This is a genomic window from Nocardia tengchongensis (genome assembly GCF_054781395.1).
Genome location: NZ_BAAGUM010000001.1, coordinates 145,755 through 161,693 on the forward strand (window position 1 = coordinate 145,755; position 15,939 = coordinate 161,693).

Consider the following 15,939-nt stretch of genomic DNA (forward strand, 5'->3'; position numbering starts at 1 on the left):
GTGGGCGGGGTCGGCCTGGCGGCCGACGTATCGTCTGCCCTCCCCCTCTGTCCTCGATGCCTGAGAGATTCGGCCCCGGCCTACGACCGGTGACCTTTCACCATGGGCGGATGGCACGCGACCATCAACTTTCCAGAGGCGTCGAAACTCCGCACGGTCCCTTGTGCCTGAGAGATTGACGGGGAGGTGCTGCTCCTTCGGCGTCCGAGACTATCCCCGGAACTCTCCCGCACGGCTGCGACGCACTGTCAGTCTAAGCGGCCGCAGGTTACAAGAATGTTGCCGACCGGACTAACCGGTCTTACTCATCCGCGCCTTGCGCCGGAACGACAGCTCGTCCTCGGGGCGATCGGTGGCCGACGCGGTCTCGGCGCGCTCGGCCGGGAAGTTGGCGATAGCGCCGGTGAGTTCGCGCATGGCGCCGCTGACGGCGATGCCGAACACGCCCTGACCACCCTGCAGTAAATCGACCACCTCCTCGGCGGAGGAGCATTCGTAGACGGTGGTGCCGTCGGAGAACAGGGTGATCCCGGCCAGGTCCTCGACCCCGCGGCTGCGCAGGTGGTCCACCGCGATGCGAATGTTCTGCAGCGAGATGCCGGCGTCGAGCAGACGCTTGACGATCTTGAGGACCAGGATGTCCTTGAACGAGTACAGACGCTGGCTGCCGGAGCCGGTGGCACTGCGAATGGAGGGGACGACCAATCCGGTGCGAGCCCAGTAATCGAGCTGCCGGTAAGTGATTCCGGCCACCTGGCACGCGCTGGGCACGCGGTAACCGACGAGCTCGTCGGGCACCGTGTCGTCGGGGAACAGCCCTGGCTGCACCACATCCCGAGGTTGCGGTTGATCTCCCACTGACTTACTCCCTTACTGCGCGCCTATCAGGGCTGGGCTCTGGTCATCGAATCCGACACCGTGCTTGCTACAACACCGAATCCACTCTGGAGCGTTGGCCTAACAATCGAGGCTACTCCCCTGATTGTGGCCGCAAAATCGGCACCGTTAAAGCAGCGCCGAGCGCGTGTTTCTCACCCTAAACCTGAGGTCGAGACCCGGAAATGTCTCATTTCGGATGCTTTGCCCGGTCAGCAGTTGGTCAGCTGTCCGTGGCCTTGAAGTCATCCGGAGATACCGATTCGAGAAACTCCTTGAACTTCTCGACTTCGTCCTCGCGCTCGTCCGGCATGACCAGCCCGGCCTCCTCGAGCACCGGCTCCTCGGCATAGATCGGGCAGCCCACCCGCAACGCGATGGCGACCGAGTCCGACGGCCGCGCGGAGATGCGCAGATCGTTCTCGAAGACCAGGTCGGCGTAGAAGGTGCCCTCCTGCAGATCCACGATCCGCACCTCTTTGAGGGTGTGGCCGAGCTCCTTGATCAGAATCTTGATCAGGTCGTGGGTCAGCGGGCGAATGGGCGTGACGCCCTCCTGCTCCAGCACGATCGCGGTCGCCTCGGCCTGACCGATCCAGATCGGTAGGTAGCGGTCCCCGGACACCTCACGCAGCAGCAGTACGGGCTGATTCTGTGGCTGTTCGACACGGATGCCGATCACACGCATTTCGCTCATCGCACTGCCTTCCCAAATCCACCACCGGCCGCCCAACCGGCTGTATTACCGAGTCTAGGCGAAGATTTCAGCCGCCGAGGGAAGCGCGCACCGAGGTCTTCACGAGGCAGGTGTGCAGCGTCAGCGACAGTGCGGCCAATTCGCGGACCGTCTCCTCGGCGCGGGCGCGGGCGTCGGCGTCGCGGCTCTTGGCGATCGGCGCGGCGATCTGGGCCACCATGGCGGCCTCCCGGTCCGCGGCCAGCTTGAAGGCGCGCAGATGCCTTGCCTCCAAACCGAATTCGCTCAGCGCCTTGGCGGTGCGAGCGAGCGTGACGGCATCGCCGTCGAAATACCCGGCGGCGCCGGGGGTGATCAGGTTGGCGCGGATCAGTTCGGTCAGGAACTTCTCGTCGATGCCGGCCTGATCGAGCAGATCCGCCCGGGTGATCCGGATTTCGTGATCGAACCGGAGCTCCTCGGGCGACACCTCACCGGGCACGGCGTTCAGCCGGCGCAGGCGGCCGCCTCCGTTGGCGGACAAGGCATCCGAGGCTTCGGGGATCCCTCGGGTATCGGGCACGATTCCTCCCACGGCGTTCGCCCGGGCCCGAGCTTCGCGGACTCCGAGCGTCGCCGCCCCACTGTCGATCGCTTCGAGCTGTTCCTTGATCACCTTCAACGGCAGGTACTGGTCCCGCTGCGCGGTCAGCACGAAGCGCAGGCGCTCGACGTCGGCCACATGAAAGCGGCGATACCCCGAGGGCGTGCGCTCCGGGCTGATCAGGCCCTCCGATTCCAGGAATCGGATCTTGGAGATGGTGATGTCCGGAAAATCCGGACGCAGGAGATCCAGCACGGAGCCGATCGACATGCCTCCGCGCGTCCACTGCGCTGCGCCAGTCATTCCCTCGGTCCCTATAGAGCCGAGTCGCTCGTCGCCGGTCGCGGACCCGTCAGGAAGACCAGGCGGAACTTGCCGATCTGGACCTCGTCACCGTTCTGCAGCTCCGAGGAGTCCACCGGCTCCCGGTTGACGTAGGTGCCGTTGAGGCTGCCCACGTCGACGACCTGGAAGGTGTCGTCGTCCTGGCGGAATTCCGCGTGGCGACGGCTGACCGTGACATCGTCCAGGAAGATGTCGCTGTCGGGATGGCGTCCCGCCGAGGTGGTCGGCTGGTCGAGCAGGAAGCGCGAACCAGCGTTCGGACCACGCTTGACCACCAACAGGGCCGCGCCCGCGGGCAGACCCTCCACCCCCTGCACCGGCTGCTCGCCGGTCTGCTCGGTGCGCGACGTGTCGACCTCGTTCAGGAAGTCGGCACGGAACACCGAAGTGGTCTCTGCTGCCGTTTCCTGGTAACCCGGGTCCTTGTTCTCGCTCACCCTTGCTCTCCTCCTCGAACCGAATAATCCATGCAAGCAATTGATGCCCTCAGCGATGCGGCACTCCGGCCGCTCCCCGCCTCGGGTAGGTCCGGAAAATCCGGGCACCGGCTGCGCGCACTTCTGTTGGCATTGACCGTACCCTGCCAGGGCGTACCCGTGCAGGTAGAACTGTGAAGGCTGCTTCAGCCTCCGATAACTCCTTGATAACCTGCGGCATCCAGGAGCTTGCCGAGGGCCGCTTCGAGGGCCTCGGCGGAGTCGGCCTCGAGCTCGAAGAGCCAGCCGTCGCCGTAGACGTCGGTGTTGACGGTCTCCGGCTCGGCGTCCAGAAGATCGTTCACCGCAACGACTTTCCCGGCGAGGGGGGCGTAGATGTCGGACACGCTCTTGGTGGATTCGATCTCGGCGATGCTGTCGCCGGCGGCCACCTCGGAGTCCACCCCGGGCAGCTGCACGAACACGACGTCACCCAGCTGCGACTGCGCGTAATCGGTGATACCGACCCGTACCCGGGTCGGACCCACGAGCTTGATCCACTCGTGCTCATCGGAGTAGCGCAAATCCTCGGGTACTGCGGTCACTGGCAGTGTCCTTTCAACGGGCGGTTCCTTTCGGGATCGTCGTCGATCCGTCCGTCGCACACCCTATCGGGAGTGATCATGGTGTGGCGCGGGCGGTATCGCTCGGGCGACGGCGAGCGCTTTGCCGAGGTACAGGATTCCGGTCCAGACGTAGACCGCCGTGCCCCAGATCAAGAATGCCCCACCGAAGGCGCGGCCGAAACCCGCGGCGGCCCAGTCCATCTGCCCGGCCAGCAGCCACGGCAGCGCCGACATGAGCGCGAAGGTGGCGGCCTTGCCCAGGTAGATGACCTCCGGCGGGGGCAGGTCGCGGCGCTTGTAGATGCCCAGGGTGAGGGTCAGGACGGCGTCGCGGGCGACCAGGATCAGCACCACCCACCAGGGCAGGATGCCGCGAATCAGGAAGCCGCCCAGCGTCGCCAGCAGGTACAGCCGGTCCACCAGGGGATCGAGGATCGCGCCCAACTTGGACGATTGATCCAGTAGGCGGGCCAGCTTGCCGTCGAGGAAGTCGGTGAAGCCGCTGGCCACCAGCAGGGCGAAGGCCCAGCCGTCGGCCTTCTCGGCCAGCAGCAGCCACAGGAACACCGGAACGCCGATCAGCCGTACCAAGCTGAGCACGTTGGGCACGGTCAGGATGCGGTCGCTGTACACCGGTTCGGCGTTCCGCTCGGTTGTCACCACCCCGTCCTACCGTAATCGCCGCGCCATGACCATCCGGCCACGCCGCCCCGAGCTTCGCCACCTACTCCGTGAGAGAATTGTGTGCAATCCTTCTCATTGACTGGTTCGGGGCATGCGAGAGGAAAGACCATGGCCGCGTTCGACTATGACGTCGTCGTCATCGGCTCGGGGTTCGGCGGCAGCGTCAGCGCGCTGCGGCTGAGCGAGAAGGGCTACCGGGTGGCCGTGCTGGAGTCCGGCCGCCGCTGGAACGCCGAGGACATCCCCAAGACGAACTGGAATGTGCGCAAGGCGATCTGGGCCCCGCGCCTGGGCTTGACCGGCACCCAGCGGATCAGCGTGCTGGGCAAGTGCGCGGTGTTCTCCGCGGCGGGCGTGGGCGGCGGGTCCCTGATCTACGGAAACACCCTCTACGAGCCGCTGCCGGCGTTCTACACCGACCGCCAGTGGGCCCACATCACCGACTGGCGGGCCGAGCTGGCCCCCTACTACGACCAGGCGCAGCGCATGCTCGGCGTGGCCCCGAATCCGCGCATGACCCCCGCCGACGACGTGATCCGCTCGGTCGCCGAGGATCTCGGCGTCGCCGACACCTTCCACCCCACCCGGGTCGGCGTGTTCTTCAACGAGGACGCGCCCGGCGAGGAGGTCGAGGACCCCTACTTCGGCGGGGCGGGACCCCGGCGTGCCGGCTGCATCCACTGCGCCCGCTGTTTCACCGGCTGCCCGCACAACGCCAAGAACACCACCCCCAAGAACTACCTGTACCTGGCCGAGCAGGCCGGCGCGCACGTGTTCGCGCTGACCACCGCCACCAAGGTGCGGCCCATGACCGGCGGCGGATACGCCATCGAGACGCAGCGTTCGGACCGCTGGATTCGCAAGGGCCGCAAGGTGTTCACCGCCGAGCAGGTGGTGTTCGCCGCGGCCGCGCTGGGCACCCAGAAGCTGCTGCACAAGATGCGCGACGAGGGCGTGCTGCCGAACCTGTCGCCGCGGCTGGGCGAGCTGACCCGCTCCAACTCCGAGGCGATCCTCAACGTGGTCAGCAAGGCCCGTGACGATTTCGCCGAGGGCATCGCCATCACCTCCTCGATCCACCCCGAGCCCGACACCCACGTCGAGGTCTGCCACTACGGCAAGGGCCAGAACGGCCTGTTCCCGCTGTCGGTGCCGCTGGTGGACGGCGGTGCGTTCCGGTTCCTGCGCTTCCTGCTGGCCATGGTGCTGCATCCGGTGGTGTTCGCGCGCAGTCTCAATGCCCGCCGGGCCTCGGAGCGGTCGGTCATCCTGCTGGTCATGCAGTCCCTCGACAACTCGCTGACCTCGTTCCGACGGTGGGGGCAGCTGAAGACGAAACAGGGCACGGGCCAGCCGAATCCGACCTGGATCCCGCTGGCGCACGAGGTCGGCCGCCGCTTCGGCGCCAAGGTCGACGGCGATGTGCAGATGCTGGCCATGGACGTGTTCGACATCCCGGCCACCGCGCACTACATCGGCGGCTGCGTGATCGGCGAGGGCCCGGAAAGCGGTGTGGTGGACCCGTATCAGCGCGTGTTCGGCCACCCGGGCCTGCACATCGCCGACGGTTCGGCGGTGACGGCGAATCTGGGCGTGAACCCGTCGCTGACCATCACCGCGCAGGCCGAGCGCGCAATGGCGTTCTGGCCCAATCGAAACGAGGCCGATCCGCGTCCGGAGCTGGGCTCGGCCTACCGCCGGATCAACCCGGTCGCGCCGAAAGCGGCGGCGGTGCCGGACTTCGCGCCGGGTGCGTTGCGGCTGCCCATCTTCCCGAAAGATCACGAGGTGCCCGCGAACTGAGCGCGGCGGCGTGCCCGGCGGTAGTTTGGGGTGTTGTGCCCGTACCATTCGCGGTATCGATCCGACGAGGAAGGTGAGAGCCGGATGCTCGTCCGTGTGCAGAACGCCGCCGGGACCCATGCCGAGAAGGTGCTCATCGATTGGCTGCGCACCTGGAAGGGCAGCACCGATCCGCAAGGCGTCGCGACCGTCAATTGCAGTCTGTTCCACGGCGATAAGCTGCACCCGTTCGACGCGGTGGTGTGGACGCCGACCAGCTGCGTGGTGATCGAGGCCGAGGCGCTGGCCGAACGCATGGACGGCGAGCTGCAGGTTCCGGTCAACGGCCCGTGGCGGATCGGCGACCGGATCGTCGCCTTCGACGGCGGCGACAAGCGCAGTCCCCTGGACAAGTCGCGCGATCACACCTTCGCGCTGCAGACCTGGCTGGCCGAGCGCGGGCTCGGGCAGCGGGTCATTCACGGCATCGTGCTGGTGGTGCCGCCGCCCGGCTCGAATCTGAAGGTCACCCAGCTGTGGAACGATCCGAGTTTCCAGGTGCTGCTCGGCGACGAGCGGCGGCTGCGCGACCACTTCACGGGCCTGCTGTCGCGGGGTCGTCCGCAGTGGTCGGCCAATGATGTGGCCTGGGCGTTCCGCGGCCTGGGGATCCTGCCGTATCTGCCCGCGCCGCAGGATCTGCTGAACGAGGGCTTCCTGGGCCCGGTGGATCCGACGCTGTGGCACGGCGGCCCGCAGCAGGCCCAGGCCGAGGCGTTCGCCGAGGAGCAGGCCCGGCTGGAGCTGGAGCGGGCCGCATCGGGCCGCGGTTTCGTGATGCCGTCGCCGTGGTTCAGCCCGTCGAAGCTCTATCCGCGCCGCGGCGATCGGATCGAGGTGGCGCGCGGGTTCATGCGGTTGATGCTCACCCTGGGCTTCGTGATCGCGGCCCTGTGGGTGGTGTGGTTCATTCTGGCGGGGGCGGCGGCGTTCTACTGAGGGCCCGCTCCGGCCGGGTTGCCGCAAGGTAGCGACACGGCAGATAGAGGGCGCTCACGAGCGCCACGGCGGCCGTTGTCCCGCCGACGACGTCGGTCGGATGGTGGTATCCGAGACCCACCATGCCGATCATGACGGCGGGCAGCACCACCGCCATCACGATCACCGTCACGCTCCGCACGCGCCGGGATTCGGTCACGAGCGCGAACGCCGTCACCACCGCGACCAACTGGACCGTGTGCCCGCTCGGGTAGGCCAGATAGTGCTCGAGCTTGCGCTCCCAGAACGGTTTGAGCGCATAGGTATTGATCGCCACCACGACTTCCGGCGCGACGAGGGTGAACCCGGCCTGCCACCACTGCCGCCGGTAGGCCCTCCAGGCCGCGAACGCGACGAGCATGGTCAGCACGACGGGACTGTCACTGGGGAACACCAGCACTCGATACACCCAGGTGTGCGCGTCCAGCGCCGAGTGAATGCCGTCTTCGAGAGTCAGATCCGCGCCGGTCGACCCGCCGCCCGCCGGAAAGGTCAGCGGCACAAGCAGGGTGACGATCACCCCCGCCAGGATCACGGCGGGCAGGGCGGCCGGGTGGGGCCTGCTCGCCGGGAGCGCGGGGACGGGGGTGGTCGGTCTGCTCACGTCTGCACGATAGCGTCCGGGGTCATTCCCGCAGCGCGGCCCGTTCCAGCAGCGACCGCGACAGCGGCGGCGCCCACCAGTTGGCGGTGCCCATCGCCCGCATGAACGCCGGGACCAGCACCATGCGCACCAGGGTGGCGTCCATCAGCACCGCCAGCGCCAGCCCGAGTCCGAGCATCCGGTTCATGGTGACCTCACTGGCCGCGATGCCCGCGAAGACCACGGCCATGAGCAGGGCCGCCGCGGTCACGATGCGCCCGGAGCGGGCGATGCCCAGCGCCACCGCGGTGTCGTTGTCGGCCCGCGTCTTCGCCGAGCGGCCCCACTCCTCGGTGAAGCGGGCGAGCAGGAACACCTCGTAATCCATGGACAGTCCGAAGGCCACGCAGAACAGCAGCACCGGCAGGGTGGCGATGGTGTATCCGGTGACCTGGGTGCCGAGCCCGCCCAGGTGCCCGTCCTGGAATATCCAGACCAGCGCGCCGAAGGTGGCCGAGAGCGAGAGCACGTTGAGGACAAGGGCTTTCAGCGGCAGCACCACACTGCCGGTGAGCAGGAGCAGCAGCACGAAGGTGACGACGGCGATCCAGGCCAACGCCCTCGGGAAGCCTTGCGCGACACCGTGAACCGCGTCCGCCGCCTGCTGGGCGGCGCCGCCGAACAGCGCGGGCGCGGGGGCGTCGATCGCGTGCAGCGCCGCCAGTTGGTGTTGCGCCCGCTCCGAATACGGGTCGAGGCGGGTGGCGACGGTGAGGTGGACCGAATCCGATCCGACCGCGGCCGGATCGCCCGGGCCCACCGGCTCCGCGCGGACGACGGTGCCCGCGGGCTCGATCACGGCCTCCACCTCCGGCACTCGCGACAGCGCGGCGGCGTAGGCGCTCACGTCGACGCCCCGCCCCGGCACGATGATGTGCACGGCCCCGGTCGCGTTGTCGTCGAACCGGTCTCGCAGCAGATCGCCCACCTGATGCGATTGCAGGGTCGCGGGCAGTACGCGGTCGTCGGGCAGCCCGAGTCGCAGGCCCGCGATGGGCGCGCCGAGGATCAGTAGCAGCGCGAGCACCGGCAGCGCGCACACCGCGGGCCGCCGCTGCACCGCGCGCGCCACCCGATACAGCAGGCTCGCCTCGACGGGTGCGGCCTCGCGCAACGGTTTCCGGTTGATGCGGTCGCCAAGCACCGTCAGCAGGGCGGGCACCAGGGTCAGGGCGAGCAGGATGGACAGCGCCACCACCGCCAGCCCGGCCGCGGCCATGGAGCGCAGGAAGGCCATGGGGAAGAACAGCATTCCCACCAGTGCAATCCCGACCGTGAGCCCGGAGAAGGCGACCGCGCGACCACCGCGCCGCATGGCGACGGTGAGGGCCGCGGTGCGGTCGCGGCCCGCGGCGATCTCCTCCCGATACCGTCCGATGATGAGCAGCGAGTAGTCGACGGCCAGCGCCAGCCCGATCGCGGTGGTGATGTTGAGCGCGAACACCGACAGCTCGACGACGTAGGTCAGCAGGTACAGCACCGCGCTGGTGCCCGCGATGGCGACCACGCCGGTGACGAACGGAATGGCTGCGGCCACCAGGCTTCTGAGGAACCACACCAGCAGCAGAAAGGTCAGCGGCAGCGCGATGGCCTCGGCCAGGCCCAGATCCTTGCGGGTCTGCTCACCCGTCTGATTCCAGATCATGGCCTGCCCGCCGGCGCGGACGGTGACATCGCCCTGGGCGCCGGTGAATTCGGCGGCCAGGTCGCGGGCCGAGCCCGGTGCGACGTTCTCGTCGCCGCGCACCTCGGCCACGATCAGCCCGATCGTGCCGTCGGCGCTGATCAGTGTCTTGGACAGCGCCGGTTCGGTCCACGGCGATACCGCCTTGGACACCCGCGAATCGCCCTTCAGCCGTTGGGCGATCTCCTTGCCGCGGGCGGCGGTCGCCGGATCCTGTGCGCCGCCGGGTGATTCGACGGTGAGCACGAGCTGCATGCCGGAGATGCCGTAGTCACGTTCCAGGATCCGGCCGACCTGCGCGGACTCGGAGTGGTTGGAGACGAATCCGCCGTTGGACAGCCGGGCGGTGGCCTGGGTGCCGATCGCCCCGCACAGGACGAACGCGATGGCAACCAGGGCCAAGACGAGTTTCGGCGTGCGCAGCGCCGGTGCGATCAGCCTGTCGAGCATCGCGTGACCCCCTCGGCGCGCGGACGTGCACCTCCCCAGGATCATGATTTCCCCTCGCAGCGTTGCGATCTGCCGTCCGCGGGCGGAACGGTCGGGGTCACATCCTGAATCGCGGCAGCATGCGGTAGAAGTACGTGTGGGCAACCACTCAACGAGGCAGGGCGGCCGAACGGTTCAGCGCGGCGGGCTAGACTCAGTCCAGCATGGCGGCGCGCAGCACGCCCTCGGGTACACCCAATCCCTCGATCAGCGTGAGCGCCTGCGGCCGTAACCGGTCCACCAGTTCGTTGACGCCGCGCCGCACCGATTTGGCCCGCTCCACCGACATGAACCGATGCATGATGTACCAGGCCTGATTCTGCTCGATGGTCGAGTAGACGAACAGGTCGCAGACCGTGTCGGCCAGCGCCCGCGCGTCGGGGTCCTCGATGCCGGCGATGCCGTCGATGAAGGCCTCGAGCACCAGGCGATCGATGTGCGCGGAGCCCGCCGCGAGGATGTGGTCCTGGGCGTTGTTGAACGCCTCGAACGGACCGGTTTCCTTGGCTCGGGCCCGCAACCGATGCGCCGCGGTCCGGACCATGTAGTCCTCGCGGTCGGCCAGCAGCTGCAGCTGCAGTGATCGCCGCGACAGGTCGCCTTCATCCACGGTGTCGTCGGCGCGGTCGCGCAACCGCTGAATCATCTGCCGCACACCGGATCGCTCGCGCACCACATCGCGGGCCATGGTGGAGGCGAACCGGACCCAGCCCAGCGCGTCGAGATCTCGCACCTCGTCGGCGTAGGCGGTCAGCAGGTCCTTGGCTACCAGCTGGGTGAGCACCACATTGTCACCTTCGAAGGTGGTGAACACATCGGTGTCGGCCTTCAGGGTGACCAGTCGGTTCTCGGTGAGATAGCCCGCGCCGCCGCAGGCTTCGCGGCATTCCTGGATGGCGGCGGTGGCGAAACGCGTCTGCGCGACCTTGAGCCCGGCGGCGCGGTTCTCCAGTGCGCGCTGCGCCCGCGGGTCGGTGTCCTGCCCGGTCTGTACCAGGTGCATGCGGCGCACGAGATCGTTCTGCGCGAAAGCCAATGCGTAGGAACGCGCTACCAGCGGCAGCAGCCGGCGCTGATGGCTGCGGTAGTCCAGCAGCACCGTCTCCTGGCCGGTGTCGGGATCGGCGAACTGCCGCCGCTGCTCGGCGTAGCGCACGGCGATACTGAGCCCGACCCGCGCCGCCGCCGCGGCCGCGCCGCCCACGCTGACCCGCCCGCGCACCAGGGTGCCCAGGGTGGTGAAGAAGCGGCGGCTCGGATTCTCGATGTCGGAGCTGTAGGCGCCGTCCTCGGCCACGTCGGCGTAGCGGTTGAGCAGGTTCTCGCGCGGAATCCTGACCTGGTCGAACAGGATTCGGCCATTGTCGACGCCGGGCAGCCCGCCCTTGTAACCGCAGTCGGAGGTGGTGACCCCGGGCAGGTCGCCGCCGGCCTCGTCGCGGATGGGCACCAGGAAGCAGTGCACGCCCTTGGATTCGCCGCCGGTGATCAGCTGCGCGAAAACCGCTGCCATGCGGGCGTGTTCGGCGGCGCCGCCGATGTAGTCCTTGCGGGCCGACGGAGTCGGGCTGTGCACCACGAACTCCCGGGTGGCCGGGTCGTAGGTGGCGGTGGTCTCCAGATTGGCGACGTCACTGCCGTGCCCGGTCTCGGTCATGGCGAAGCAGCCGAGCAGGCGCAGCGGGATCAGCTCGTCGAGGTACTTCCGGTGCCGCTCGGTGCCCAGGTTCTCGACCGCGCCACCGAAAAGTCCCCACTGCACACCGCTTTTCACCCACAGCGACAGGTCGGTGTAGGCGAGCATCTCGAGCGCGGTGACCACCCCGCCCGCGTCGCCCGGGGTGCCGTCGGGATGGCGGAAGCCGGTTTCGACCCAGTCGAAAGTGGAGACCAGCCGCATCTGTTCCAGCACGCGGGCGCGCGCCGCCTTCAGGTCCAGGCTCGGGTCGCCGTAGAGCCGGTCGTCGTCGAGCAGGGCGCGAACCCGCTCCCGGACCGCACGCCAGGGGCCGTCGAGTGCCGTGCGTAGCTCTTCCGCAATCGAAACGCCGCTCGTCGCCATACTTCGAAACACTACTGCCACGGACCTGCTCATCCTGGTGATCTCGGTCGCCCGTGTACGTTTCTTACTGTGAGCAACAAGTTTGCTACCAAGTCGGTGGGGCGGCCCGCCGGGCCGCGCACCCGGTGGCGGCGACTGCTGACCACGGTGTCGGATCGGGTGGTCGCCGATCACCGCGCGACCGCGGACACCCTGGTGGACATGCCCGCTCCGGTGCGGCCCATCGACCTCACCGATGACGCCACCGTCACCGAGGTCCTCGATCTGGCCGAACGAGTCGGCGAAGTGGTGCTCGCCTCCGGCACCGCGGTGATGGACACCACCACCCAGATCGAATTCATCGCCGCCACCTACGGTCTGTCCCACTGCGATATCGACGTCACCTACAACTCGATCCGTATCTCCGCCGACCGCGGCACCCGGCTCCCGCCCGCCACCACCATGCGCGTCGTGCATTACCGTGCCCTCGACTTCACCCGGCTGGCCGCCGTGGACCGCCTCACCCGCCGCATCCGCTCGGAACTGGTGCCGCCGCAGGACGCGCTCGCCGCCCTGGACGAGATCACCTCCGCGCCACACCCGTACCCGCGCTGGTCGGCGACGCTGGGCTGGGCGTTGATGGCGGCGGGGGTGGCGCTGCTGCTCAACGGCGGCTGGCTCATCGCCCTGCTGAGTTTCGGCACCACCACCCTCATCGATCGCACCAACCGCCTGCTCAACCGGCGCGGGCTGCCGTTCTTCTTCCAGCACATGGTCGGCGGCATCATCGCGGCCACACCCGCGGTGCTGGTGTCGACCTTCGCCGCGAACCTGCACCTGGATCCCGCGCTCATCATCGCCGCCGGAATCGCGGTGCTGCTGGCCGGTTTACAACTGGTCGGCGCGGTCGAGGACGCGATCACCGGGGCGCCGGTCACCGCGTCGGCCCGAATGTTGGAGGTGATCATGATGACCGGCGGCATCATCGCCGGCATCGCACTGACACTGCGTGTGGCCGAGGTGTTCGAGGCGACGGTCCCGACGGTCGAGATGACCTCCACCCGCGACCTGACCAATCTGCCGCTGAAGCTGTTCGCCGGCGCGCTCACCGCGGGAGCCTTCGCGCTGGCCTGTTACGCGGAGCAGCGAGCCTTGGCGGCGGCCGCGTTCAGCGGTGGCGCGGCCACCATCGTGTATCTGCTGGTGCAGCACTTCGGGTTCGGCCCGATCATCTCCTCGGGAGTGGCGGCCACCGTGGTGGGCCTGGCCGGTGGTCTACTGGCGCGGCGCGCGCTGACGCCCCCGCTGGTGGTCGCGGTCGCGGGAATCACTCCTCTGCTTCCGGGCCTGAAGGTCTATCGCGGCCTCTACGCCTTGCTCAACGACGAACTGATCATCGGGCTGAACCAGTTGTTCAGCGCTTTCGCGGTGGGCCTCGCGCTGGCGGCGGGTGTCACCCTCGGTGAATGGATGGCCCGTGACCTGCGCCGTCCCCGCATCGTGCAGCGCATGGGCGCGCTGCGCCGGCCGCGCCTGGCCTCGCACTGATTCCGCGACCTGGTGAAATACCATTCATCTATCACGAAATCACGTTTATCGATTTTCTAATTGTATTGCCATACAACGCTTTTAATTAATTCCGAGCTCCCCTGTTACCGTGCAGTATGACCACGAGCCGCCGCCCGCGCGAACGAGATGTCTTCGCGCTATGGGGACAACTCGTCGCCCGCCATCGTTTCCTGGTGCTCGCCGGTGTCGCGGCCGCATTGCTGGCCCTCGGCGGCTACGCGTGGGGCTTCGAAGGACGCCTCAGCGCGGGCGGTCTGGATGATCCGAATTCGGAATCGGTGCAGGCCGCGCAGTTGGCGGCGGGTGCGTTCGGGCCCAATCACGCCGCGGACATGGTCATCCTCTACCACTTTCCGGACGGCACGAGCGTCGACGATCCGGCCGTGAATCAGCCGGTGGTGGACAGCCTCAACAGCCTCACGCACCGGTTCCCCAACGAGATCGAGGCGGTCAACGCGACCTACTGGTCCGGGGTGACCTCGACGCTGGGTTCACAGGCCGGGCTCGCGACGAAGGACAAGACGCGTGCGCTCGCCTCGATCGCACTCAAGGGTGAGACCGGCGACACGCTCTCGGCCCATTACGTGGCGGTGAAGAACGCGTTCAACGTGCCGGGGATCGACGTGCAGGTCGGCGGCCTGCAGCCGATCGGGACGGCGCTGACCGACACCATCTCGGCCGACACCCATCGCATGGAATTGCTGGCCATTCCGGCGGTGGCGGTGCTGTTGTTCTTCATCTTCGGCGGTGTGGTCGCCGCGGCGCTGCCGCTGATGATGGGTGTGCTGACCATTCTGGGCGCGAACGGCATCGTCCGGTGGATCACGAATTTCGCCGAGGTGAATTCGTTCGTGGCCCCGGTCGTTTCGATGATCGGGCTGGGCTTGGCCATCGACTACGCGTTGTTCATCGTGAGCCGGTTCCGCGAGGAGGTGGCCGCCGGCTACGACACTCCGACCGCGGTGCGGCGTTCGGTGACAACGGCCGGGCGCACGGTGGTGTTCTCGGCGACGATGATCGTCGCGAGTCTGGCCGGCATGCTGCTGTTCCCGCAGGGGTTCCTGAAGTCGATCGCCTACGGCGCGATCGCCACGGTCACCCTGGCGGCGTTCACGGCGGTCACGATCCTGCCCGCGATGCTGGCGATCCTGGGCAAGCGGGTCAATGCCCTGGGCATCGAACGATTCCGCCGCGGCGATTCGGCGGCGAATGTCGAGCACGGTTTCTGGGGCCGCTGGACCGGCTGGGTGATGCGGCATCCGCGCAAGATCACCGCGGTGCTGATCCTCGGGCTGCTGGTGCTGATCCTGCCGGTGCGCAATATCGCCTTCGGCGGTTTCAGCGAGAAGTATCTGCCGCCGGACAATGCGGTGCGGGTGGCCCAGCACGAGATCGACACCTATTTCCCGCTGCGTAAATCCGATCCGATCGAATTGGTCATCGTCACCGCCGACAGCACCCAGGTCGGTCCGCTGGTCGAACGGGCGAGTTTCGCTCCGGGTCTGCTGCCGTCCGGGTTCGAGATCCCGACCCGCTCGCAGACCGATCCGACGATCTACAAGACCCAGGCGTATCTGGTCGATTCCAGCAAGTACGACAAGACCGTCGACTTCCTGCGCAATCTCGAGACCTCCGAGGACACCACCCTCATGGTGACCGGTGTCCCGACCGTCCAGCACGACACCATCGCGGCCCTGCTGAACCGGCTCCCGCTGATGATCGCGCTGGTCCTGGCGGCCACCACGATCCTGATGTTCCTCACCTTCGGATCCCTGATCCTGCCGCTCAAGGCCGCGTTCATGAGCGTCCTGGGCCTGGGTTCCACCCTCGGCATCCTGACCTGGATCTTCACCGAGGGTCACGGCGCGACCCTGCTGAACTTCACCCCTCAGCCGATCCAGGCCAACATCCTGTTCCTGATCATCGCGATCATCTACGGCCTGTCCACCGACTACGAGGTCTTCCTGCTGTCCCGCATGGTCGAGGCCCGCACCCGCGGCGCGACCACCGAGGAGGCCATCCGCTCCGGCACCGCCCACACCGGCCGCATCATCACCGCCGCCGCGCTGATCCTGCTGGTCGTCACCGGTGCCTTCGCCTTCTCGGACCTGGTCCTCATGCAGTACATCGCCTACGGCATGATCGCCGCGCTCGTCATCGACGCCACCGTGCTGCGCATGATGCTCGTCCCCGCGGTCATGAAGATGCTCGGCGACTGGTGCTGGTGGGCCCCGGCCTGGATGAAGCGCATCCAGCAGCGCATCGGCCTGAGCGAACCCATCCTCGACGACGAGCGCGAGCAACCCGTGCCCCGCGAACTCGTCGACACCCGATCCTGATCTCGAGCCGCACCCGACAGCGCGGCTCATTCCTGCCACACGCGGTGTTCACTGACTGTATATCTATTCGATAGACACAACGTTAGTTAAAGGCTCGACTGTCCTGCCATGGTGCTCCGTGCACCGG

At 67.7% G+C, this 15,939-nt stretch carries 13 protein-coding genes and 1 riboswitch; of the genes, 4 read left to right on the plus strand and 9 right to left on the minus strand.

The window, feature by feature from the left end; all coding sequences use genetic code 11:
* Positions 1–144: 144 nt before the first annotated feature.
* Positions 145–240, minus strand: a riboswitch (glycine riboswitch).
* Between the two features lie 51 nt (positions 241–291).
* From ACYVKL_RS00715 to ACYVKL_RS00740, 6 genes are all read right to left on the minus strand, one after another.
* Positions 292–858: a MerR family transcriptional regulator gene (locus tag ACYVKL_RS00715; RefSeq protein WP_357200843.1), complete on the minus strand. Its 567-nt coding sequence runs from the start codon at positions 856–858 to the stop codon at positions 292–294.
* 241 nt (positions 859–1,099) lie between these two features.
* On the minus strand, positions 1,100–1,573 hold the full coding sequence (locus tag ACYVKL_RS00720) for a bifunctional nuclease family protein (RefSeq protein WP_040807814.1): 474 nt from the start codon (positions 1,571–1,573) through the stop codon (positions 1,100–1,102).
* Positions 1,574–1,640: 67 nt separating this feature from the next.
* The gene (gene ftsR / locus ACYVKL_RS00725; protein ID WP_455566193.1) at positions 1,641–2,459 is read right to left on the minus strand and encodes a transcriptional regulator FtsR; all 819 of its coding nucleotides are present in this window, start codon (positions 2,457–2,459) and stop codon (positions 1,641–1,643) included.
* A gap of 11 nt (positions 2,460–2,470) precedes the next feature.
* Positions 2,471–2,938: a glycogen accumulation regulator GarA gene (gene garA / locus ACYVKL_RS00730; RefSeq protein WP_213555026.1), complete on the minus strand. Its 468-nt coding sequence runs from the start codon at positions 2,936–2,938 to the stop codon at positions 2,471–2,473.
* 185 nt (positions 2,939–3,123) lie between these two features.
* Entirely contained in the window at positions 3,124–3,522 is a 399-nt protein-coding gene (gcvH, locus tag ACYVKL_RS00735) for a glycine cleavage system protein GcvH (protein WP_379170135.1), read from the minus strand.
* Positions 3,523–3,585: 63 nt separating this feature from the next.
* Positions 3,586–4,203, minus strand: coding sequence for a CDP-alcohol phosphatidyltransferase family protein (locus tag ACYVKL_RS00740; RefSeq protein WP_379170137.1), 618 nt, complete (start codon positions 4,201–4,203; stop codon positions 3,586–3,588).
* A gap of 132 nt (positions 4,204–4,335) precedes the next feature.
* Here ACYVKL_RS00740 and ACYVKL_RS00745 point away from each other — a divergent pair, with 132 nt between their 5' ends.
* Entirely contained in the window at positions 4,336–6,030 is a 1,695-nt protein-coding gene (locus ACYVKL_RS00745) for a GMC oxidoreductase (RefSeq protein ID WP_379170139.1), read from the plus strand.
* An 84-nt stretch (positions 6,031–6,114) separates the two neighbouring features.
* Positions 6,115–7,008, plus strand: a complete 894-nt coding sequence (locus tag ACYVKL_RS00750) for a nuclease-related domain-containing protein (protein ID WP_379170141.1) — start codon at positions 6,115–6,117, stop codon at positions 7,006–7,008.
* Here ACYVKL_RS00750 and ACYVKL_RS00755 read toward each other — a convergent pair.
* The 3 genes from ACYVKL_RS00755 to ACYVKL_RS00765 form a co-directional block, all read right to left on the minus strand.
* On the minus strand, positions 6,977–7,651 hold the full coding sequence (locus ACYVKL_RS00755) for a phosphatase PAP2 family protein (RefSeq protein WP_379170143.1): 675 nt from the start codon (positions 7,649–7,651) through the stop codon (positions 6,977–6,979). The two genes, ACYVKL_RS00750 and ACYVKL_RS00755, sit on opposite strands and share 32 nt — an antisense overlap.
* A 22-nt stretch (positions 7,652–7,673) precedes the next feature.
* Positions 7,674–9,824, minus strand: a complete 2,151-nt coding sequence (locus ACYVKL_RS00760) for an MMPL family transporter (RefSeq protein ID WP_379170145.1) — start codon at positions 9,822–9,824, stop codon at positions 7,674–7,676.
* Positions 9,825–10,017: 193 nt separating this feature from the next.
* Entirely contained in the window at positions 10,018–11,925 is a 1,908-nt protein-coding gene (locus tag ACYVKL_RS00765) for an acyl-CoA dehydrogenase family protein (RefSeq protein WP_379170147.1), read from the minus strand.
* A gap of 138 nt (positions 11,926–12,063) precedes the next feature.
* Between ACYVKL_RS00765 and ACYVKL_RS00770 the strand changes: the two genes are divergently transcribed.
* The gene (locus ACYVKL_RS00770; protein WP_379170652.1) at positions 12,064–13,452 is read left to right on the plus strand and encodes a threonine/serine exporter family protein; all 1,389 of its coding nucleotides are present in this window, start codon (positions 12,064–12,066) and stop codon (positions 13,450–13,452) included.
* Positions 13,453–13,568: 116 nt separating this feature from the next.
* A complete protein-coding gene (locus ACYVKL_RS00775) occupies positions 13,569–15,812 on the plus strand; it encodes an MMPL family transporter (RefSeq protein ID WP_379170149.1) in 2,244 nt (747 codons plus the stop codon).
* The last annotated feature ends 127 nt before the right edge of the window (positions 15,813–15,939 follow it).

What these genes read in the sequence shown, in the direction of transcription:
- ACYVKL_RS00745 (WP_379170139.1), top strand. Translation starts at nt 4,336, where the DNA reads ATGGCCGCGTTCGACTATGACGTCGTCGTCATCGGCTCGGGGTTCGGC.
- ACYVKL_RS00750 (WP_379170141.1), top strand. Translation starts at nt 6,115, where the DNA reads ATGCTCGTCCGTGTGCAGAACGCCGCCGGGACCCATGCCGAGAAGGTG.
- ACYVKL_RS00720 (WP_040807814.1), bottom strand. Translation starts at nt 1,573, where the DNA reads ATGAGCGAAATGCGTGTGATCGGCATCCGTGTCGAACAGCCACAGAAT.
- ACYVKL_RS00765 (WP_379170147.1), bottom strand. Translation starts at nt 11,925, where the DNA reads ATGGCGACGAGCGGCGTTTCGATTGCGGAAGAGCTACGCACGGCACTC.
- ftsR (WP_455566193.1), bottom strand. Translation starts at nt 2,459, where the DNA reads ATGACTGGCGCAGCGCAGTGGACGCGCGGAGGCATGTCGATCGGCTCC.
- ACYVKL_RS00775 (WP_379170149.1), top strand. Translation starts at nt 13,569, where the DNA reads ATGACCACGAGCCGCCGCCCGCGCGAACGAGATGTCTTCGCGCTATGG.
- ACYVKL_RS00760 (WP_379170145.1), bottom strand. Translation starts at nt 9,824, where the DNA reads ATGCTCGACAGGCTGATCGCACCGGCGCTGCGCACGCCGAAACTCGTC.